Raw genomic sequence first — 20,033 nt, forward strand, 5'->3', positions numbered from 1 at the left:
GTCACTCCGCGCCCGGCCGCCGGAACACGTTGATCTGCACCCCGGACCCCAGCGTCCGCGTCTCCACGAGCGACAGCGTCGTGCGCGGGAACCCCTCCGGGAACAGCTTCTTCCCGGTGCCGAGGACGATCGGGTAGACCATCAGCCGGTACTCGTCCACGAGGTCGTGGGCGCCGAGGGTCTGGATGAGGTCGGCGCTGCCCCACACGCGGATCTCGCCACCGGGCTGCCCGCGGAGGGCGGCAACCGCGGCGGGCACGTCGTCGCCGAGCAGGTGGGAGTTCTTCCAGCCCAGTTCGGTGAGCGTGCGCGAGGCGACATACTTGGGGACGCGGTTGTAGCGGCGCGTGAACTCGCCCTGCAGCCCAGGTGCATCCTCCGGCCAGAGGCCCCAGGCCTGCGCCCAGATGGAGTAGGTGAGCCGGCCGAGGAGCAGCGCCTCGGTGCGCTTCTCCCACTCCAGGATGACGTCGTCGTCGGAGTCGGCGCCGTGGTCGCGGTCGTAGTCCTGCTGCCATCCGCCGTACGGGAATCCGCGTTCGTCGTCCTCCGTCGACCCTCCCGGCGCCTGGATGACGCCGTCCAGGGTGACGAACTCCTGCACCACGATGCTGCTCATGCCGATCCTCCTCGATGGTCGCCGATGGCGCGAAGGCGCCGTCGTGCGCCCAGTGTCGTCCCGGTCGTCGCGGCCCGCCAGCCTTCGTGACGATTCCCGTCCCGGTTCGCGCTCGCGCGCGGATTGGCGGAGGATAGTCTCCATGCGTCGTTCCACCTTCACCGACCAGCCCGTCACGTATGGCGCCGTCGGTGGAACGCAGGCCCCCGACCTGCTCTACTACCCGCCGAAGGGCTACCGTCCGCTGCAGAAGAAGGTGCGCCTCGGCTCGGGCGACGAGCGGTTCGACGCCGCCGTGTCCGCGCTGATGACGTGGGGCGTGCAGCGCGGGAGCGGCATCCAGATCACCGAGGTGAGCGAAGGGACCGGCGTCCAGTACGAGGGCATCGAATACGCGGAGGACGGCACCCCGAAGGGGATGCGCGAGCACCGCGCCGAAGAGGACGTCTTCGCCGACGACGGATCGCCGTACATCCGCAACGGCATGACGGCCGTGCTGAAGGTGCCGTTCGGGCCGTTCACGGTCTCGGCGCCGATCCGGGTCGTCTACGTGGTCGACGAGCCGTTCGTGAAGGGGTTCGCCTACGGCACACTGCGCGGGCATCCCGAGAGCGGCGAGGAGGCCTTCCTGGTCGAGCAGCGCGAGGACGGCACGGTGTGGTTCATCGTGAAGTCGCTGTCGCGTCCGTCCAACGGCTTCTACCGTCTCGTGTCGCCCGTGCTCCGGTTCATGCAGGGCCGCATCACGACGAAGTACCTGCGCGCGCTGCTCCCCGCGCGGTCCGTCTGATGCCGAGCGCACTGCCGCTGGGCGATCCGGCCCCGGCCGACGGCCTGCTGCCCGCGTCCGCCCGGCGCGGCGTCGGCGATCGGGACTTCGGCGTCTACCTGCACGTGCCGTTCTGCCGCGTGCGCTGCGGCTACTGCGACTTCAACACCTACACCGCCACGGAGCTGCGCGGGGTGCGCCAGTCGGACTACGCCGGCCACGCGGTCGCCGAGATCGCCTTCGCGGCCCGTGCGCTCGAGGCGAGCGGCCTGCCCGCCCGCCCGGTCTCGACCGTCTTCCTCGGGGGAGGGACGCCCACCCTGCTCCCGCCGGACGATCTCGGCGCGATGCTCGGTGCCGTGCGCGACGCCTGGGGGCTCGCACCGGGGGCGGAGGTCACGACCGAGGCGAACCCCGACTCCGTGGACGGGTCCGATCTGCGCCGGCTGGCCGACGCCGGCTTCACCCGCGTCTCGTTCGGGATGCAGTCCGCGGTCCCGCACGTGCTCGCGACCCTCGAGCGGACCCATGACCCCGAGCGGATCCCGCTCGTGGTGCAGTGGGCGCGGGAGGCCGGCCTGCAGGTGAGCCTCGACCTCATCTACGGCACGCCGGGGGAATCGCTCTCCGACTGGGAGCGGAGTCTCGAGACGGCGCTCGCGTGCGCACCCGACCACCTCTCGGCGTACTCCCTGATCGTCGAGCCGGGCACCAAGCTGGCCCGCCAGATCACGAGCGGCCAGGTGCCCCAGCCGGACGAGGACCTCCAGGCCGACATGTACGAGCTGGCGGACGCGCGGCTCGCCGCCGGCGGCTACGGCTGGTACGAGGTGAGCAACTGGGCGCGCGACGACGACCACCGGTCCCGTCACAACCTCTCGTACTGGCTCGGCCACGACTGGTGGGGCATCGGGCCCGGCGCACACAGCCATGTCGGCGGCGTCCGGTGGTGGAACGTCAAGCATCCCGCCGCATACGCGCAGCGCGTGCTCGCGGGAGAGTCGCCCGCGGCCGGACGTGAGACGCTCGACGACGAGACGCGCCGGGTGGAGCGGGTTCTGCTGCTGACGCGCATCCGGGAAGGGCTCCGCACGGCGGAGCTCTCCGCCGAGGGGCGCCGGGAGATCGCCGGGCTGATCGCCGACGGACTCGTCGACGGAAAAGCCGCCCTCGCCGGGTCGGTGACGCTGACCCTGCGAGGACGGCTGCTGGCGGACGCCGTCGTCAGACGGCTGCTCGCCGAGGAGTGATCGGGAGCCTCAGCTCACGAACTTGATGGCGATCGGGTAGGTGTAGTACTGACCCTGGTTCGCCTTGAGGGCGGCGATGATGCTGAAGACGATGTTCACGACCCAGACGGCCGCCCACAGGATGAGGCCGATGCCGACGACGGTCAGGATGCCGCTCACGACATACGCGATGAGGACGGTGAGCTGGAAGTTCAGCGCGGTCGCGGTGTGCGAGCGGACGAACGGGCCGCGGTCCTTCAGGACGAGGTAGCCGATGAGCGCGGGGATCCAGTTGAAGAGGATTCCGCCGACGTGGACCAGGGTGGCCCAGAGCTTCTCGTCGGAGGGGCTCAGCTGCTGAGAAGCGCCTCCGTACGGCTGCTGGGGCGGCGGTGGGGGCGTTGCGGACATGGTGTCTCCTTGCAAGGAGCCCGGGGGTCCCGGGCTGATCGACGGACGAATACCACCACAGCCTAGGGCCGGAGGCCCGAGTCTGAGAAGACGCCGTGAGCGATTCGCTACTTGATGAAGCGGAAGTTCACCGGGTAGCGGTAGGAGCCCCCGCTGTTCACCTTGACGAAGCCGAGGATCGAGAACACGAGGTTCAGGATGTAGAGCGCCCAGGGGATGAGGAGGCCGAACAGCAGCCAGCCCACGCCGGTGAAGGCGAGGATGATGCCGATGATCTGCGACGCCACCCAGACGATGATCCAGGTGATCTGCCAGTTGAGCGCCTCCTTGGCCTCGACGTCGGCCTTCTGTCCGCGGTCTTTGAAGACGAGCCAGATGATGAGCGACGGGAGGAACCAGAGGATGCCGCCGAGGTGGGCGAACGACGCCCACTGCTTGTCCTGTGCGGCGTCGAGAGGCGCACCGGGCGCGGCGTACGGCTGCTGCGGGGCTCCCGCCGGCTGCGCGCCGTAGGGCTGCTGCGAGCCGTACGGCTGCTGGGGCACTCCGGGCGGAGGGCCGGCCGGCTGCTGCGGCGGCACCGGCGGCTGCTGGGGAGGGACGCCGCCCTCGGGGTTCTGCGGCTGCGTGGGATCGGACATGGTGTTGCCCTTTCGTGATCGGATGCGGACGACGCCGACCCGGTGCGGCTAACGTACAGCCGCGCGTCCGCGTGGACAATGATCCGACCGTGTCTTTCGCGGGATATGATTAGCACTCAAGAACGCTGAGTGCTAAGAGCAGACGGGAGGGTGCCATGGTCTCCGAGCGCAGTCTCGAGGTCCTGCGGGTGATCGTCCAGGACTATGTGGCCTCCCGCGAGCCCGTCGGATCGAAGAGCATCGTCGAACGGCACTCGTTCGGCGTCTCGGCTGCGACCATCCGCAACGACATGGCCCTGCTCGAAGAGGAGGAGCTGATCGCGGCCCCGCACACCTCGTCGGGTCGCGTGCCCACCGACAAGGGCTACCGGCTGTTCGTCGACCACCTCTCCGAGATGCGCCCGTTGACGCAGGCGCAGCGTACGGCGATCGAGACCTTCCTGGGCGAGTCGATCGACCTGGACGACGTGCTCGCCCGCACGGTGCGCCTGCTGTCCCAGCTGACCAACCAGGTCGCGCTGGTGCAGTACCCCTCCGTGTCGCGCTCCCGCATCCGGCACATCGAGCTGGTGTCGCTCGCTCCGCACAGACTCCTGAGCGTGCTCATCACCGACTCCGGGGCGGTGGAGCAGCGCGTCATCGAGCTCGGCAGCGAGCTCGACGACGCCGAGATCGCCGAGATCCGGGGCGCCATCAACGGCGCCGCCGCCGGGCTCTCGCTTCCCGATGCGGCCGCCCGGCTGCGCGAGCTGCCTGGCGCCCTCGCGGAGCGGACGCGCGAGCTCGTCGCGCCGGTCGCGAGCGCCCTGCTCGACCAGATCGCGGCGAATCGTCAGGAGCGGCTCGTGATGGCCGGGGCCGCCAACCTCGTCCGCACCGAGACCGACTTCCCGGGCACCATCACCCCGGTGCTGGAGGCGATCGAGGAGCAGGTGGTGTTGCTGCGGCTGTTCGACGAGATGGCGCTCGACCAGCACGGCGTCGCCGTCAGCATCGGGCGCGAGAACGCCGTCCGCGGCCTCAGTGAGGCCTCCATCCTGTCGAGCGGCTACAGCGCCTCCGGCTCCGACGTGGCCAGGATCGGCCTGGTCGGGCCGCTCCGCATGGACTACTCGGGCAACATGGCCGCCGTCCGCGCGGTCGCCCGCTACCTCTCCCGCCTCCTCGGCGACTAGAACACACGACAAACGAGAAGGAACGCACCTTACGTGGCCGACCACTACGAAGTCCTCGGCGTTGAGCGCAACGCCACCCCCGACGAGATCAAGAAGGCGTACCGCCGGCTCGCGCGCGAGCTGCACCCGGACGTGAACCCCAGCTCGGAGGCGCAGGAGCGCTTCAAGCTCGTCACGCACGCGTACGACGTGCTGAGCGACCCGCAGCAGCGCCAGCAGTACGACCTCGGCGGCTCGTCCGGCTTCGGCGGTGGCGGCCAGGGCGATTTCGCGGGGTTCGGCGACATCTTCGAGACGTTCTTCGGTGGCGGAGGCGGTGCCCAGCGCGGCCCGCGGTCCAGGCGCGAGCGCGGGCAGGACGCTCTGCTGCGCGTGGAGGTCGACCTCGACGAGGTCGTCTTCGGCACGCACCGCGACCTCGAGGTCGACACCGCGGTGGTCTGCGAGACCTGCAACGGCTCGTGCTGCCAGCCGGGCACCGCGCCGGTGACCTGCGACATCTGCCACGGCACCGGCAGCCTCCAGCGCTCCGTGCGCTCGCTGCTCGGCAATGTCATGACCTCGACGCCGTGCGGCACCTGCCGCGGCTACGGCACCGTGATCGCGACGCCGTGCGTGACGTGCCAGGGCCAGGGCCGCGTGCGCGCCCGCCGCACCGTCCCGGTGGACATCCCCGCCGGCGTCGACACCGGGTTGCGCCTGCAGATGCCGGGCAGCGGCGAGGCCGGTCCCGCCGGTGGCCCCAACGGGGACCTGTACCTCGAGATCAAGGTGAAGCACCACGACGTCTTCAGCCGCGACGGCGACGACCTCCTGTGCACGCTGGAGGTGTCCATGGTCGATGCGATCCTCGGCACCACGGCGACGATGAAGGCCCTCGACGGCGACATCCGCCTCGACCTCAAGGCCGGCACCCAGAGCGCTGACATCATCACCGTGAAGGATCGCGGCATCACCCACCTGCGTGGCAGCGGCCGCGGCGATCTGCGGGTGGGCATCCAGGTGGTCACGCCGACCAAGCTCGACCACAAGGAGAAGGAGCTCATCAAGAAGTTCGCGGCCACGCACCAGTCGGTGGAGCCGTCGCTCGCCCGCTTTCAGCAGGGGCTCTTCGCGAAGCTCCGCGACCGGTTCCTGAACCTCTGATCCGATGAGCTCGCTGTACCTCCGCGAAGACCTCGAGACGGCGGTGCCGGGCGCTCGGCTCACGCTCACCGGCCCCGAGGCGAAGCACGCCGCGACGGTGAACCGGACGCGCACGGGCCAGACCGTGCTGATCGGCAACGGCCGCGGCCTGCTCGCCTCGGGGGAGGTCGTCGTCGCCTCGAACACGGAGCTGACCATCGAGGTGGACGCCGTGGAGCGTATCGAGCCCTCGGCCCCGCGCATCACCCTCGTCCAGGCGCTGGCGAAAGGCGACCGCGACGAGCTCGCGATCCAGGCGGCGACCGAGCTGGGCGTCGACCGCGTCGTACCGTGGGCGGCGGCGCGCTCGGTGTCGCGCTGGGAGGGCGCGAAGGTCGCGAAGGGCCGCGAGCGCTGGTCGTCGATCGTGCGTGAGGCCTCGAAGCAGTCGATCCGGGCCTGGGTGCCCGAGGTGGGCGCGCTCGCGAGCACGGCGCAGGTCGCGGCGCTCGCCTCCGATGCCGACGTGCTCGTGCTGGAGCCGACCGGGGAGTCGGCGCTCACCGACCTGGCTCCCGGATCGCGCGAACTCGTGCTCGTGGTCGGTCCTGAGGGCGGGATCGCCCCCGCCGAGCTGGAGGCGCTGCGAGCGTCCGGCGCGCGCATCGTCCGACTCGGCGCCACCGTGTTGCGCACCTCCACCGCCGGACCCGCCGCCCTCGCGGTGCTGAACGCCGCTCTCGGACGCTGGTAGCGGACAGCGGCGGATGTGTCCCAGGGGACGAATAGGATGGACGGCATGGAAAGCGCACAGCCCTCGATCTTCTCGCGCATCATCGCGGGGGAGATCCCGGCCGACATCGTCTACGACGGCGAGCGCATCATCGCGTTCCGTGACATCGCGCCGAAGGCGCCGGTGCACCTGCTCGTCGTCCCCAAGACCGAGCAGTACCGCGACGTGACCGAGCTGGCGGCCGGCGATCCGGCCCTCCTGGCGGAGATGGTCGCGGTGGCCCAGCGGCTCGCCGCGGCGTCCGGCGGCGATTTCCGATTGGTCTTCAACACCGGGGCGGGTGCCGGCCAGACCGTGTTCCACGTCCACGCCCACGTACTGAGCGCCGGCCCCGGCGGGTCGCTCGAGGAAGGAAGTCTTGCCGACTAGCGAACCGATGCCCGAGGCGGGCGCCGCATCGAACGGGGCCGCCGAGGCGCGTCTGCACGTCGACGGCGTCCAGATGGTCCGGCTCCTCGGACCGCAGGACCGTCTGCTGACCACGCTGGAGCGGCAGTACCCCCTGGTGAGCGTGCACGTGCGTGGCAACGAGATCGGCCTGAGCGGCGACGCGGGCCAGGTGGACGCTGCGCGGCACCTCCTGGAGGAGCTGCTGGAGCTGGTGCGGAGCGGGCAGGACATCAGCCCCGCGGAGGTCACGACGTCGGCCAAGATCCTGAACGCGGATACGAGCGCGACGCTGACGGATGTGCTGGGCCAGGCCATTCTGAGCGCGCGCGGCAAGACCATCCGCCCGAAGACGCTCGGACAGAAGCAGTACGTCGACGCCATCGACAACAGCACCATCGTGTTCGGCATCGGCCCGGCGGGCACCGGCAAGACCTACCTCGCGATGGCGAAGGCGGTGCAGGCCCTCCAGCGCAAGGAGGTGAACCGCATCATCCTGACGCGTCCGGCGGTCGAGGCGGGCGAACGGCTGGGCTACCTGCCCGGCACGCTGACCGACAAGATCGACCCGTACCTGCGTCCGCTCTACGACGCCCTCAACGAGATGATGGACCCGGAGCTCGTGCCCAAGCTTCTCGCGGCGGGGACGATCGAGGTCGCGCCGCTGGCCTACATGCGCGGCCGCACACTGAACGACTCGTTCATCATCCTGGACGAGGCGCAGAACACCACGCCCGAGCAGATGAAGATGTTCCTCACCCGTCTCGGTTTCGGCTCGCGGATGGTCGTGACGGGCGACATCACGCAGATCGACCTCCCGAATGCGGCGAGCGGCCTCCGGCTCGTGACGCGCGTGCTCAAGGACGTCGACGACATCCACTTCGCCCGGCTGACCAGCGAGGACGTCGTGCGCCACACCCTCGTGGGCCGCATCGTCGACGCATACACCGAGTACGACGCGAAGCAGCAGGCCCGCCTGTACGAGCGTGAGAAGGCGGCGGAGTTCGCAGGCCGCGCCGAGCGCCGCGGCGCCGCCCGCGACCATCTCCCGAAGCGACGATAGGGCCGCCATGAGCATCGAGATCAACAACGAGTCCACGATCGAGGTGGACGAGGCGGCGCTCCAGCGCCTGGCCGCGTACGCCTTCGACATCATGCACGTTCACCCCGACGCCGAGCTCGCGATCGTTCTGGTGGACGAGGCCGCGATGGAGCAGCTGCACGTGCAGTGGATGGACGAGCCCGGCCCGACCGACGTGCTGAGCTTCCCGATGGACGAGCTGCGCCCCGGCACCGAGGAGGAGCCCTCGCCCGCCGGACTGCTCGGCGACGTCGTCCTGTGCCCGCAGGTGGCGCAGGTGCAGGCGGAGACCGCAGGGCACACCCTGATGGACGAGCTCCTGCTGCTCACCACGCACGGCATCCTCCACCTGCTCGGGTTCGATCACGCCGAGCCGGCGGAGGAGCGCGAGATGTTCGGCATCCAGCGCGACATCCTGGTGGGCTTCGCCCGCTACGACCGACAGCGCTAGGAGGCGACGATGCTGCCGGCGCTGTTCTTCATCGTCGCGTTCCTGCTCGTCGCCTTCGGCGGCCTGATGGCGGCGGTCGACTCCGCCCTGGGCGTGCAGTCGCGCGGCGACCTCGCCGACCTGGCGGAGACGTCGCGGTCCAGGAAGTCCCTGCGGGCGATCGCGGAGGACCCGGGGCCGTACCTCAACGCCGTCAACTTCAGCCGCATCATTGCGGAGACGACGGCCGCGGTGCTGGTGACCCTCGCGTTCGAGCAGATCTTCGAGGAGTGGTGGATCTCGCTCATCCTCTCCGCCCTCATCATGACCGGGGTCTCGTTCGTCCTCGTCGGGGCGAGCCCGCGCAGCGTCGGCCGCGCGAACTCGACGGTGCTGTTGCGGGCGACCGCCGGTCTGGTGCGGTTCGTCCGCGTGGTGCTCGGTCCGATCCCGGGAGGGCTGGTCGCGCTCGGCAACCGCGTGACGCCGTCCCGCGCGCGTTCGGCCCCGGTCACGAGTGAGGAGCAGCTCCTCAGCATCGTCGACGAGGCGACCGAGTTCGACGTCCTCGAGGAGGACGACCGCGAGCTCATCCACTCCATCTTCGAGTTCAGCGACACCGTCGTGCGTGAGGTGATGATCCCGCGCACCGACATGATCGCCGTGGACACCTCTGCCGGCCTCGGCACCGCGATGGGACTCTTCTTCAGCAAGGGCGTCTCCCGCATGCCCGTGATCGACGGCGACCCCGACGAAGTGGTCGGCGTACTGTACCTGCGGGACGTCGCGAAGCTGAGCTTCGAGAGCCCGCTGGGCGCCGACGAGCTGACGATGGGCGAGATCGCGCGTCCCGCCCTCTTCGTGCCGGAGTCGCAGAAGGCGGACGCGCTGTTGCGCGAGATGCAGCGGGAGTCGAACCACCTGGCGATGGTCGTAGACGAGTACGGCGGGATCGCCGGGCTGGTGACGCTCGAGGATCTCATCGAGGAGCTGGTGGGCGACATCTCGGACGAGTACGACCACGAGGTCGCGCTCGTGCAAGAGCTCGGCGACGGCGTGTACCGCGTGGCGACCCGGCTTCCCATCGACGACCTGGGTGAGCTGTTCGACCTCGAGATCGAGGAGGACGACGTGGACAGTGTCGGGGGTCTCGTCGCGAAAGCGCTGGGCAGGCTCCCGGAGGTCGGGTCCACGATCGGGGTGCACGGCCTCCGCTTCACCGTCGATCGGATCGAGGGCCGCCGCAAGCATGTCAGCACCGTGCTCGTGGAGCGCGACACCGCGCTGCTGCCGGAGCACGAGCCGTCGATCACCTTCCACCGCGCGGAGGACAGACCCCGCGCAGAGGACAAGCACCAGAAGCGCGACAGACACGAGAAGGAAGCACGCCCGTGACCGAGTACCACGCCGGATTCGTCTCGTTCGTCGGACGCCCGAACGTCGGCAAGTCCACGCTCACCAACGCCCTCGTCGGCGAGAAGGTGGCGATCACCAGCTCCAAGCCCCAGACGACGCGGCGCGCGATCCGCGGAATCGTCCATCAGAAGGGCGGACAGCTCATCCTGGTCGACACCCCGGGGATCCACCGGCCGCGCACGCTGCTCGGCGAACGTCTGAACACGCTCGTGCAGTCGACGCTCGGTGACGTGGACGTCATCGGGTTCTGCGTCCCGGCCGACGAGAAGATCGGCCCGGGCGACCGCTTCATCAACGACCAGCTCGACGACTACCCGTCGGCGAAGAAGGTCGCGATCGTCACGAAGATCGACAAGGCGAGCCGTCCGCAGGTCGCCGCGCAGTTGCTGGCCCTCTCGGAGCTGCGCGAGTGGGAGGCCATCGTGCCGATCTCCGCGACGAGCGCCATCCAGCTCGACACCCTCACGAGCGAGCTCATGAAGCTCCTGCCAACCTCGCCCGGCCCGCTCTACCCGGAGGACGCGATCACCGACGAGGGGCTGGAGGACCGGATCGCGGAGTACATCCGCGAGGCGGTGCTCGAGGGCGTGCAGGACGAGCTCCCGCACTCCCTCGCCGTCACGATCGATGACATCGTGGAACGTGACGACAAGGACCTGGTCGAGGTGTACGCCAACCTGTTCGTGGAGCGCGACAGCCAGAAGGCGATCGTGATCGGCAAGGGAGGCAGCCGCCTGCGCGATGTGGGCGCCGCGGCGCGCGAGCCGATCGAGCAGCTGCTCGGCCGCCACGTGTTCCTGTCGATCCGGGTGAAGGTGGCCAAGGACTGGCAGCGCGACCCGAAGCAGCTCGGCCGGCTGGGCTTCTGACGCGGCGGGGCGGATGCGCGCGTACATCCCGAGGATGATTCGCGCAGCCGGATGCGACCGGGCGGCTGCGCGCCCCGTACCGTAGAGACATGCTCGACCGCACCCGCCTCCTCAGCGCGCTCGCGCCCCACCGCTGGGTGCTCGAACCCGCCGTGGCCGTCGTGCTGTTCGTGGCGTGGCTGTTCAGCGGGCTGCCGACCGCCCTCTCCGCTCTCGCGCTGCTCTTCTATTGCGCCGCGGTGGCGCTCTCCCGCGTCCTGCCCGGAGTTGCCCTCGGGATCGTGTGGACGGCTGTGCTGTTGGAGCTGACCGAGCCCGATCCGCTTCCCGGCGCGTTCCGGATCATCGGGGCGGTCGCGATCTTCGCCACGGTGTTCGGGATCGCCGCGCACGGTGGAAGAGTGCTGCGCTGGTTCGCATTCGCCTCGGCCTGCCTGATCGGACCGGCGATGGCGTACCTCTTCACAGTGAAGGGCGAGCTCAAGTTCCTGCAGTTCGGACCGGTGATCGGCGGCTATTACGCAAGCCAGGGTGTCGGGCTGCTGCTGATGAGCCTGCTGATGATCGTGGCCTTCCTGATCGGCTGGCTGCTGGGCTACCTGGTGGCGCGGCAGCGCGCGTTCGCGTCGGCGGCGGGAGGTCCGTCCGCGGGAGGCGGCCAGCGGGGGTCGGTGCTGGTCTGGCTCGCGTCGTCCGGCGGCGCGGTCGTCGCGGAGGGCGATCCCGACCGCCCGCGGCTCGTGCAGCGGCTGAGCCGAGGCCAGCTGACCTTCGACATGGCCGGAGCAGCCGCATTCGTGGTGTTCTGCCTGTTCGTCGACTCGGCCGACCTGTTCGGAGCGACCCGGGACGGGAGCCGCTCGGGCACGATCGTGCTCGCCGTCTTCACCGTTGCGGTGGCGTTGCGGCGTATGTCGCCCGCCGTCGCCCTCGCCTTCGCCTGGCTCGCCGCCGTCATCCAGATGACGACCGGCAACAGCATCCTCGCGAGCGACCTCGGCGTGCTGCTGGTGCTGTACGCCACGGCGGCATACGGGGACCGGGTGGTGCGCTGGGTCGGACTCGTCTCGGCCGGGCTGGGCGCCCTCGTCGCGGCGCTGTACCTCTCGGTCACCAGCGCCCTGTCGCAGGGCTATTTCGACCTCCTCTCCACCTCGCTCACCAGCATCGCGCTCCAGTTCGCGTTCCTCTTCGTCGTGAGCGCGACGATGCTGGGGCTGTCCTGGGTGCTCGGCCTGCTGATGCGCACCTGGAGGGAAGCCCGCTTCTCCCGCTACGCGCAGACGGTCGCCGAGCTCGACCGCAACCGCGCGGAGGAGGTCGTGGTCGTCGAGCAGGAGCGCACGCGCATCGCGCGCGACATGCACGACGTCGTCGCGCACTCCCTGGCTGTCGTGATCGCCCAGGCCGACGGTGCCCGCTACGCCCGGCACACCGACCCGGGCGCCGTGGACGAGGCCCTGACCACCATCGCGGCGACCGCGCGCTCCGCGCTCGGCGACGTGCGCGTGCTGCTCGCGGAGCTGCGCCAATCGCAGCCGGAGGGCCCCCAGCCGTCGCTCGACGACGTGCCGCAGACCATCGAGCACATCCGCGCGGCCGGCCTCCCCGTCGCCTTCGAACGGCTCGGGCGCGTGGACGGTCTCGGCTCCGCGCAGCAAATCGCCGGCTTCCGCATCGTGCAGGAGGCGCTCACCAACGCGCTGCGGCACGGCGACACCAGTCAGCCCGCCACCGTCGTCCTGGCCGCCGTGGCCGCGGACGCCGGGGGGCCGGGGATCGTCATCACCGTGAGGAACACCATGAAACACCTGCCCGCCGACGAGCTCTCCACCGGGACGGTGCCGCGTATCGGTCACGGGTTGCCCGGGATGCGCGAGCGCGCCTCCCTTGCCGGGGGCACGCTCTCCGCCGGCCCGGTCGACGGGGTCTTCGTGGTCTCCGCCTTCCTCCCCGCCGGAGGCGCGGCGTGACGGGCGCGACTGCGGGGGCGATCCGGGTCCTGCTAGTCGACGACCAGGCCCTGTTCCGGGCCGGCGTCCGGATGCTCGTCGGCTCGCAGCCCGATCTCGAGTTCGCCGGGGAAGCCGCCAACGGGCAGGAAGGGGTCGAGCTGGCCCGCAGCGTGCGCCCGGACGTCGTGCTGATGGACATCCGCATGCCGGTCATGGACGGCATCGCCGCCACCGGTGCGATCATCGCCGAGGCCGAGCGGGAGGGCCGCACGCCACCCCGCATCGTCGTCCTGACGACGTTCGACCTCGACGAGGCCGCGGCCCGCGCGATCCGCGGCGGCGCCAGCGGTTTCGTCCTCAAGGACGCCGAGCCGGAGTTCCTGCTCGCGGCGATCCGCACCGTCCACGCCGGCAGCGCCGTGATCGCCGCGGGTGCGACCCGCGAGCTGTTCCAGTACTTCTCCGAGGGACGCACGGAGCGCCCGGAGCCCGCCGAGTTCGGCTCCCTCACCGCTCGCGAGCGCGAGATCTTCGTGCTCGCCGCCCGCGGCCTCAGCAACTCCGAGATCGCCGGCTCCGAGTTCCTCAGCGAGGCCACCGTCAAGACCCACATCAGCCGCATCCTGGCCAAGCTCGGCCTCCGTGATCGCGTGCAGATGGTCGTGTACGCGTTCGAGCACGGTCTGACCGGGGGCGCGGGGGACTGAGAAACGTCCGCGCGCACCGCGGAATCATCCTCCCGACGGATACCGGATGGCCCTGCAGCGCGATCCCCGCAGGGGCGCGGATTCCTAGCGTGGAGGTATGACTGAGACCTCCGCACAGCCGCCCGCCGCAGCGTCTGCGGCCCCCGCCGCCGCCGCTCCCGTCGCCCGCGTCGAGGGTGCGACGAAGACCTACGGCTCGGGCGCCGGCCGGGTCGCCGCGCTCGACGGTGTCACGCTCGGCATCCCGGCCGGGCGGTTCACCGCGATCATGGGGCCGAGCGGGTCGGGCAAGTCGACGCTCATGCACGTGATGGCGGGGCTCGACACCGTGACGGGCGGGCGCGTGTTCCTCGGCGACACCGAGATCACCCGGCTGCCGGACACGGAGCTCACGCTGCTGCGGCGCCGCCGGGTCGGGTTCGTCTTCCAGTCGTTCAACCTCGTGCCGACGCTCGACGTGCGGGCGAACATCCACCTTCCGTTCGAGCTCGACGGGCGCAAGCCGACCCTCCCGCAGCGCGAGTGGATCGATCACCTGATCGAGTCGCTCGGACTGGGGGAGCGGCTGACCCACCGACCGCACGAGCTCTCGGGCGGGCAGCAGCAGCGCGTCGCGATCGTGCGTGCGCTCGCCACGCGACCCGACCTCGTCTTCGCCGACGAGCCGACCGGCAACCTCGACTCGCGCACCGGCCGCGAGGTGCTGGCCGTCCTGCGCGAGGCCGCGCACACGTACGGGCAGAGCATCGCGATGGTGACGCACGACCCGGTCGCGGCGAGCTTCGCCGACCGGATCGTCTTCCTCGCGGACGGCCGCGTGGTCGCCGAGCGCGACGCGTCCTCGGCCGAGGAGATCTCGTCGTACATGCTCGGGATGGAGGCGGTGGCGTGATCCGCGCGTTCCGCGCCAACGCCCGCGATCACCGGGCGAGCATCCTGGTTGCCGCGCTGAGCTCCGCCTTCGGGGTCGCCCTGCTCGCGTGCACGAACGTCCTCGCCACGTACATCCGGTCGACGGAGATGGGCGAGTACGGCTCCACACAGGTGGCGCTCACCATCGTGTCGGGCATCTTCTTCGTGATCGCGGTCTACGTGGGCGCCATCGTGACGACGAACACCTTCGCGACGATCATCGCCGGGCGGACGCGCCAGATCGCCCTGCTTCGCCTCATCGGATCGAGTGCACGGGCGCAGCGGCGCTCGGTCGCGAGCGAGGGGCTCACGGTCGGCGTCATCGGCGCCGTGGCCGGGGGAGCGGGTGCGGCCGCGCTGTCGCTGCTCGCCGTGCGCCTGCTCACACTGGGGAGCGTCCTGCCCGCTGCCAGCTACCGCGTCCTGACGCCGTCCCTGTTGGTGCCGGTGGTGACGGTGGTGCTCACCACGTGGCTGGCATCCTGGGCGGGCAGCCGACGCGTGCTGACCGTCTCTCCGATGGAGGCGCTCGGCGCCGCACAGGAGCGCCCGTCCGCGGCGGTGCGGACGGTCGGGCGCACCGTCGCCACCTCTCTGCTTCTCGCGGCGGGTCTCGCCCTGCTCGTGCTCGGCGTTCTGCTCGCCCTGGGGGTCTTCGCCGGCGTGCCGGCGCTCGCGGGGCTGTCGTCCTACGGAATCCTCGTGGCGTTCCCGGGTGGAGTGCTCTCCTTCACGGGGCTCGTTCTCGCCGCCCCGCTGTTCATGCCGGCGGTCCTCCGCGGCGCAGGGCTGCTCCTCGGGCGTGGGGCGGCGGCCAGACTCGCCGCGGCGAACGCGGTTCGCAACCCGGAGCGCAGCTCTCGCACCGCGATCGGTCTCGTCATCGGCGTCACCCTCGTGACGATGTTCGTGGTGGCCGCAGAGTCGTGGCTGCAGATGATCCGCGCGGCGAGCGATCAGTACCCCGGGATGTACGCCGGCGTTGAGAGTGTCCTCACCATCACGATGGTCGTGTTCAGCGTGCTCGTCGGCTTCTCGGCGGTCATCGCGGCGATCGGCGTGGTGAACAGCCTCGCCCTCAGCGTGCTCCAGCGGGCGCGCGAGCTGGGGCTTCTGCGGGCGCTGGGATTCACGGCTGCGCAGGTGCGCCGGATGGTCCTCGCCGAGAGCGCCCAGGTCACGATCGCGGGCGTGGTGACCGGCGTCCTCCTGGGGACGGCGTACGGCTGGGCCGGTGCGCAGTCCCTGCTCGCGGGGATCCCCGGCGGCGGCCTCCTGCTGCCGGTGCTGCCCTGGCCCTACCTCCTCCTGATCGCGGGAGCGGGTGCCCTGCTGGCCGTGCTGGCCTCGGTCGCCCCGACGCGCCGGGCTACGCGCATCAGCCCGGTCGCGGCGCTGGCGGTCGACTAACCGGCTCCGAGTTTCCTGAACCTGAACCCGCCTCCAGCTCTGGGAGAGCTGTGACCCGGATAATGGCAGCGCACCGAGGAGAGGACCCGCCCTGAACTGGCTCATGACACTGAGGATCGACAAGCCGCCGTTCCTCATCGCCCTCGACCTCGTCGCCGCGGTGCTGGCGCTGTACCTGCTGGTGCGGCCGACCGGTCGGCGTATGCTCGCGGGCCTCCTCGCGGCCGTCGGCGGCGGTCTCCTGGGCTGGCTGGTGGTCTGGATCTCGGACGACGTCTTCGACGTCTTCGGCGTGGGGCTGACACCGGTGACGACCTTCTGGGCGGCGCTCGGCTTCGCCGGGGTGAGCCTCGCCATCGCGAACCTGTTCCGTTCGCGCTGGTGGCGCAAGGTGATCGCCGTCGTGAGCATCCCGGTGTTCCTCGCCACCGCCGCGGCCGGCGTGAACGTGGACTTCGGGGCGTACCGTGATCTCAACGACGCGCTCGGGGTCGTGCCCTACCGGTCCCTCCACCTGCACGCGGAGCGCGGGGAGGTGCTCGACATCGGCACGGACTACGCATCGACGGCGACGCCGGGGCAGACGGTGCCGGCGAAGGGCGAGATCGGGACCGTGGACATCCCGGGCACCACGTCGCAGTTCCCGGCACGCACCGCCGTCGTCTACCTCCCACCCGTCGCGCTCACGGCCAAGCCGCCCGCGCTCCCCGTCCTGTACGCCCTCTCCGGGCAGCCCGGAGCCCCCGCCGACATGTTCACGGCGGGACGTCTCGGTCCCGAGATGGATGCCTTCGCGGCGGCGCACGACGGCTACGCGCCGATCGTGGTCGCCGTCGACCAACTCGGCGGCCCCGGCCGCAACCCGATGTGCGTCGACTCGCGGGAGTACGGCAACTCGGCCAGCTACCTCCTCCACGACGTGCGCGATTGGATCTCGTCGCATCTGCGGGTCAGCAGCGACCCTGCCGCGTGGGGCGTCTTCGGGTACTCGCAAGGGGCGACCTGCGCGGTGCAGTTCGCGACGGGACATCCGGAGCTGTTCGGCTCCGCCCTCGCCTCCTCGAGCGAGCTGGGTCCGACTCTCGGCGACCGCACGCTCACCATCGACACGGGCTTCGGCGGATCGGCGAAGGCCTTCGAGGCCGCGCAGCCGTTGGCCATGATGGCCGCCAACGCGCCGTACAAGAATTCGACGATCGTGTTCGGGGTCGGGCAGAACGACGCCAAGTACACGGCGTTCGCCCGCACGCTCCACGCGGCCGCGCAGAAGGCGGGCATCCACAGCGAGCTGCTGATCTCCCCGGGCACGGCTCATGATTGGAACACGGTGCGGCACACCCTGCACGACGGCTTCCCGGCCATCGCCAGGGAGATGGGACTCGGCCGATGAGTGACGACGAGCAGCAGGCGACGCGCGAGCAGCCGACACCCGAGCAGCCCACACCCGAGCAGTCCACACTCGAGCGACCGGCGCCCGAGCGGGCGCGGGAGCCCTTGCCCCTGACCGGGACCCTCGCTGTGCAGACGCAGGAGCGTCCTGTGCACCGGGTGGGGCGCATCATCGCGCGCTATCCGTTCACCGCCGGGATCACGCTGCTCGTGCTGGTCTTGGCGCTGGTCACGGGGCCCCTCCACGGTCCCCACCGACCGCTGCGCATCTGGGTGGGGACCGGCGCTGCCCAGATCGCGGACGGGCACTGGTGGTCGCCCCTCACGTCCGTCCTGTTCACGAGCAATCTCGCGGAGCTGATCGTCACGCTCGTGCTCCTCGTCGTGCTCGTCGGCGCCTCCGAGCACCTGATGCGGACGTGGCGCACCGCGCTCGCCTTCGTGGTCACACCGGTCATCGGAATCGTGCTCGGCTCGGCTCTCCAGCTGCTCGGCGCCCAGACGGGTGAGATGTGGTCCAGCAACGTGCACCGCTTCGTATCGCTCGATTCCTTCACGGCGATCGGCGGCACGATCATGGCGGCGAGCGCGTTCGCCGGCCCGCTGTGGCGGCGGCGCATCCGGGTGATGACGCTGCTCGTGGCGATCATGTTCCTGCTCTACTCGGGCTTCCCCTCCGACCTCGACCGGCTGCTGGCCGTGCTCGCCGGACTCGCGGTCGGCGCACTGCTGAACCGGTCCGGCCGCGCGCGCGGCTGGCGACGCAGCTCCCATCACGAGATCCGGGTGCTGCTCGCGTCGGCCGTGACCATCACCGCGATCGGACCGGTGATCGGCCTGCTGACCCGCTCGCGCTACGGTCTGCTGTCGCCGATCGGCCTGCTCTTCAGCGACGACGTCGCGAACCGCGGCAACGTCCTGGAGCGCTGCCAGGCGTTCGCGGTGACCCGGGACTGCGTCCGCGAGATCACGCTGGAGCGGATCAACGGCTTGGGGCCCGTGCTGCTGTCGGTGCTGCCCCTGCTCGTGCTGCTGGTCGCCGCCTTCGGGCTCCTGCGCGGTCGGCGATTCGCCGTGTGGCTCGCGGTGGGCGTCAACGGCCTGCTCGCCGTGCTCTCCATGCTCTACTTCGGCATCCTCCCGGTCGCGGGCGCCGCCACCCGCGCCGCGCTCTCGCCCCGGTATTGGGAGGTGACGGCGATCCTCGCGATCTCGTCCGCCGTCCCCCTGGTGATGGCCATCCTCCTCATCGTCCTCCGCCGGCACTTCCCGGTGCTGCCGACGGCCCGCGCCGTGCGCCGCTACCTGATCACGGTGGTGGGGTCCGCCGTGGGGCTCGCCGCGCTGTACGTGCTCGTCGGGTGGCTCCAGCGCGACACCGGGTTCACGCGGCCGATCGACATCGGCGACCTCCTCGACGACGTCTTCGAGCGCTTCGTCCCCGTGAGCTTCCTGCGTCGGGAGCCCGTGCAGTACCTCCCGACGACGCCGCTGGCCTCTCTCGTGTACCACAACATCGGTACCCTGTTCTGGTTGATCGCGATCATCGCGGCCCTCCCTCCCATGCTCGGCCGCGGGACCATCGGCCGCTCCCCGGACGAAGCGGCCCGGGTGCGCGACAGCCTCCTGCGCGGCGGGGGAGACGCGCTCTCCTTCATGGCGACCTGGCCCGGCACGAGCCACTGGTTCGACGGCCCGGAGGGCGGTGCCATCGCCTACCGGGTGGTCGGCCGTGTCGCCATCACGACGGGCGGCCCGTTCGGCGCACCGCCCCCGCACGACGGCACCATCGAACGATTCGCCCGGTTCTGCGACGACAACGGCTGGATCCCCGTCTTCTACAGCGTGGAGGACGACTACCAGCCGCTCTTCGAGCGCATGGGCTGGTCGACGATGACCGTCGCGGAGGAGACGGTGATCCGCCCGCAGAACTGGGCGACCACCGGCAAGAAGTGGCAGGACGTCCGCACCTCCATCAACCGTGCGCAGCGAGCGGGGATCCGTGCCGAGTGGACATCGTACCCGGCGCTGCCGCTCAGTGCGACGGTCCAGATCTCCGACATCTCGGAGCAGTGGGTGGCCGAGAAGGACCTGCCCGAGATGGGGTTCACGCTGGGCGGCATCGACGAGCTCCGCGATCCGGCGGTGCGCCTCATGCTCGCCATCGACGAGAGCGGTCGCATCGAGGGCGTGACCAGCTGGCTCCCCACCTGGCGCGACGGCGTCGTGATCGGCTGGACCCTCGACTTCATGCGGCGTCGGCCGGGAAGCATCAACGGAGTGATGGAGTTCCTCATCGCGGAGTCCGCCACCCGCATGAAGGCGGACGGTGTGGAGTTCATGAGCCTCTCGGCCGCGCCCCTCGCGCACACGGCGGGGACCCCCGACGGAGAGAAGAGCGGGATGGACCGCATCCTGGGCTACCTCAGCACCTCGCTCGAGCCGGTCTACGGGTTCCGCTCGCTGCTCAACTTCAAGCAGAAGTTCCAGCCCGAGCTGCACCCGCTGATCATGGCCTACCCCGACCCGGTCGCGCTGCCGGAGATCGGGATCGGCCTGGTGCGCGCCTACCTCCCCGATCTGTCGGTGCGCCAGGCGGCGTCGCTGGCGCGCGGTCGCTCCTGACCATGCGTGGTACCCTCGTTCCTGTGTACGGTCTGCTCCTTCTTAGCTGCCGCGACGAGTCCTAGTTCCGGGCCTCCCTCGTCGCGGAGT

At 70.5% G+C, this 20,033-nt stretch carries 19 protein-coding genes; 16 read left to right on the forward strand and 3 right to left on the reverse strand.

What is annotated here, in order from left to right; all coding sequences use genetic code 11:
* Nucleotide 1: 1 nt before the first annotated feature.
* Nucleotides 2-619, reverse strand: a complete 618-nt coding sequence (locus tag IT072_RS10425) for a dihydrofolate reductase family protein (RefSeq protein ID WP_223360878.1) — start codon at nt 617-619, stop codon at nt 2-4.
* A gap of 142 nt (nt 620-761) precedes the next feature.
* On the opposite strand from IT072_RS10425, the gene IT072_RS10430 reads away from it, so the two are divergent.
* Nucleotides 762-1,409 carry a DUF1990 family protein gene (locus tag IT072_RS10430; RefSeq protein ID WP_223356188.1) on the forward strand — a complete coding sequence of 216 codons (648 nt, stop codon included), beginning with the start codon at nt 762-764 and terminating at the stop codon, nt 1,407-1,409.
* On the forward strand, nt 1,409-2,638 hold the full coding sequence (gene hemW, locus IT072_RS10435) for a radical SAM family heme chaperone HemW (RefSeq protein WP_223356190.1): 1,230 nt from the start codon (nt 1,409-1,411) through the stop codon (nt 2,636-2,638). Before IT072_RS10430 ends, hemW begins: the two co-directional genes overlap by 1 nt.
* Before the next feature lie 9 nt (nt 2,639-2,647).
* Here hemW and IT072_RS10440 read toward each other — a convergent pair whose 3' ends face one another.
* Both IT072_RS10440 and IT072_RS10445 read right to left on the reverse strand, forming a co-directional pair.
* Complete coding sequence (locus IT072_RS10440; protein WP_223356192.1) at nt 2,648-3,028, reverse strand: DUF4870 domain-containing protein; 381 nt, start codon at nt 3,026-3,028, stop codon at nt 2,648-2,650.
* 107 nt (nt 3,029-3,135) lie between these two features.
* Nucleotides 3,136-3,669: a DUF4870 domain-containing protein gene (locus IT072_RS10445; protein WP_223356195.1), complete on the reverse strand. Its 534-nt coding sequence runs from the start codon at nt 3,667-3,669 to the stop codon at nt 3,136-3,138.
* Between the two features lie 155 nt (nt 3,670-3,824).
* Here IT072_RS10445 and hrcA point away from each other — a divergent pair, with 155 nt between their 5' ends.
* From hrcA to IT072_RS10515, 14 genes are all read left to right on the forward strand, one after another.
* Nucleotides 3,825-4,844 carry a heat-inducible transcriptional repressor HrcA gene (hrcA, locus tag IT072_RS10450; protein WP_223356197.1) on the forward strand — a complete coding sequence of 340 codons (1,020 nt, stop codon included), beginning with the start codon at nt 3,825-3,827 and terminating at the stop codon, nt 4,842-4,844.
* Nucleotides 4,845-4,877: 33 nt separating this feature from the next.
* Complete coding sequence (gene dnaJ, locus IT072_RS10455; RefSeq protein WP_223356199.1) at nt 4,878-5,990, forward strand: molecular chaperone DnaJ; 1,113 nt, start codon at nt 4,878-4,880, stop codon at nt 5,988-5,990.
* A gap of 4 nt (nt 5,991-5,994) precedes the next feature.
* Nucleotides 5,995-6,723, forward strand: a complete 729-nt coding sequence (locus IT072_RS10460; RefSeq protein WP_223356201.1) for a 16S rRNA (uracil(1498)-N(3))-methyltransferase — start codon at nt 5,995-5,997, stop codon at nt 6,721-6,723.
* 45 nt (nt 6,724-6,768) lie between these two features.
* A complete protein-coding gene (locus tag IT072_RS10465) occupies nt 6,769-7,131 on the forward strand; it encodes a histidine triad nucleotide-binding protein (protein ID WP_223356203.1) in 363 nt (120 codons plus the stop codon).
* 7 nt (nt 7,132-7,138) lie between these two features.
* On the forward strand, nt 7,139-8,212 hold the full coding sequence (locus IT072_RS10470) for a PhoH family protein (RefSeq protein WP_223360948.1): 1,074 nt from the start codon (nt 7,139-7,141) through the stop codon (nt 8,210-8,212).
* Nucleotides 8,213-8,219: 7 nt separating this feature from the next.
* Entirely contained in the window at nt 8,220-8,681 is a 462-nt protein-coding gene (gene ybeY / locus IT072_RS10475) for an rRNA maturation RNase YbeY (protein ID WP_223356212.1), read from the forward strand.
* 9 nt (nt 8,682-8,690) lie between these two features.
* A complete protein-coding gene (locus IT072_RS10480) occupies nt 8,691-10,055 on the forward strand; it encodes a hemolysin family protein (protein ID WP_223356214.1) in 1,365 nt (454 codons plus the stop codon).
* Nucleotides 10,052-10,945 carry a GTPase Era gene (gene era / locus IT072_RS10485; RefSeq protein WP_223356216.1) on the forward strand — a complete coding sequence of 298 codons (894 nt, stop codon included), beginning with the start codon at nt 10,052-10,054 and terminating at the stop codon, nt 10,943-10,945. Before IT072_RS10480 ends, era begins: the two co-directional genes overlap by 4 nt.
* An 89-nt stretch (nt 10,946-11,034) precedes the next feature.
* Nucleotides 11,035-12,918: a sensor histidine kinase gene (locus tag IT072_RS10490; protein WP_223356219.1), complete on the forward strand. Its 1,884-nt coding sequence runs from the start codon at nt 11,035-11,037 to the stop codon at nt 12,916-12,918.
* Entirely contained in the window at nt 12,915-13,607 is a 693-nt protein-coding gene (locus tag IT072_RS10495) for a response regulator (RefSeq protein ID WP_223356221.1), read from the forward strand. The genes IT072_RS10490 and IT072_RS10495 overlap by 4 nt, the downstream gene beginning before the upstream one ends.
* Nucleotides 13,608-13,704: 97 nt before the next feature.
* Nucleotides 13,705-14,499 carry an ABC transporter ATP-binding protein gene (locus IT072_RS10500; protein WP_223356222.1) on the forward strand — a complete coding sequence of 265 codons (795 nt, stop codon included), beginning with the start codon at nt 13,705-13,707 and terminating at the stop codon, nt 14,497-14,499.
* Nucleotides 14,496-15,929, forward strand: a complete 1,434-nt coding sequence (locus IT072_RS10505; RefSeq protein ID WP_223356224.1) for an ABC transporter permease — start codon at nt 14,496-14,498, stop codon at nt 15,927-15,929. The genes IT072_RS10500 and IT072_RS10505 overlap by 4 nt, the downstream gene beginning before the upstream one ends.
* Nucleotides 15,930-16,032: 103 nt before the next feature.
* On the forward strand, nt 16,033-17,319 hold the full coding sequence (locus IT072_RS10510; RefSeq protein WP_223356226.1) for an alpha/beta hydrolase: 1,287 nt from the start codon (nt 16,033-16,035) through the stop codon (nt 17,317-17,319).
* Nucleotides 17,316-19,943, forward strand: a complete 2,628-nt coding sequence (locus IT072_RS10515; protein ID WP_223356228.1) for a bifunctional lysylphosphatidylglycerol flippase/synthetase MprF — start codon at nt 17,316-17,318, stop codon at nt 19,941-19,943. Before IT072_RS10510 ends, IT072_RS10515 begins: the two co-directional genes overlap by 4 nt.
* The last annotated feature ends 90 nt before the right edge of the window (nt 19,944-20,033 follow it).

The sequence above is a fragment of the Leifsonia sp. ZF2019 genome (assembly GCF_019924635.1).
Taxonomy (GTDB): domain Bacteria; phylum Actinomycetota; class Actinomycetes; order Actinomycetales; family Microbacteriaceae; genus Leifsonia.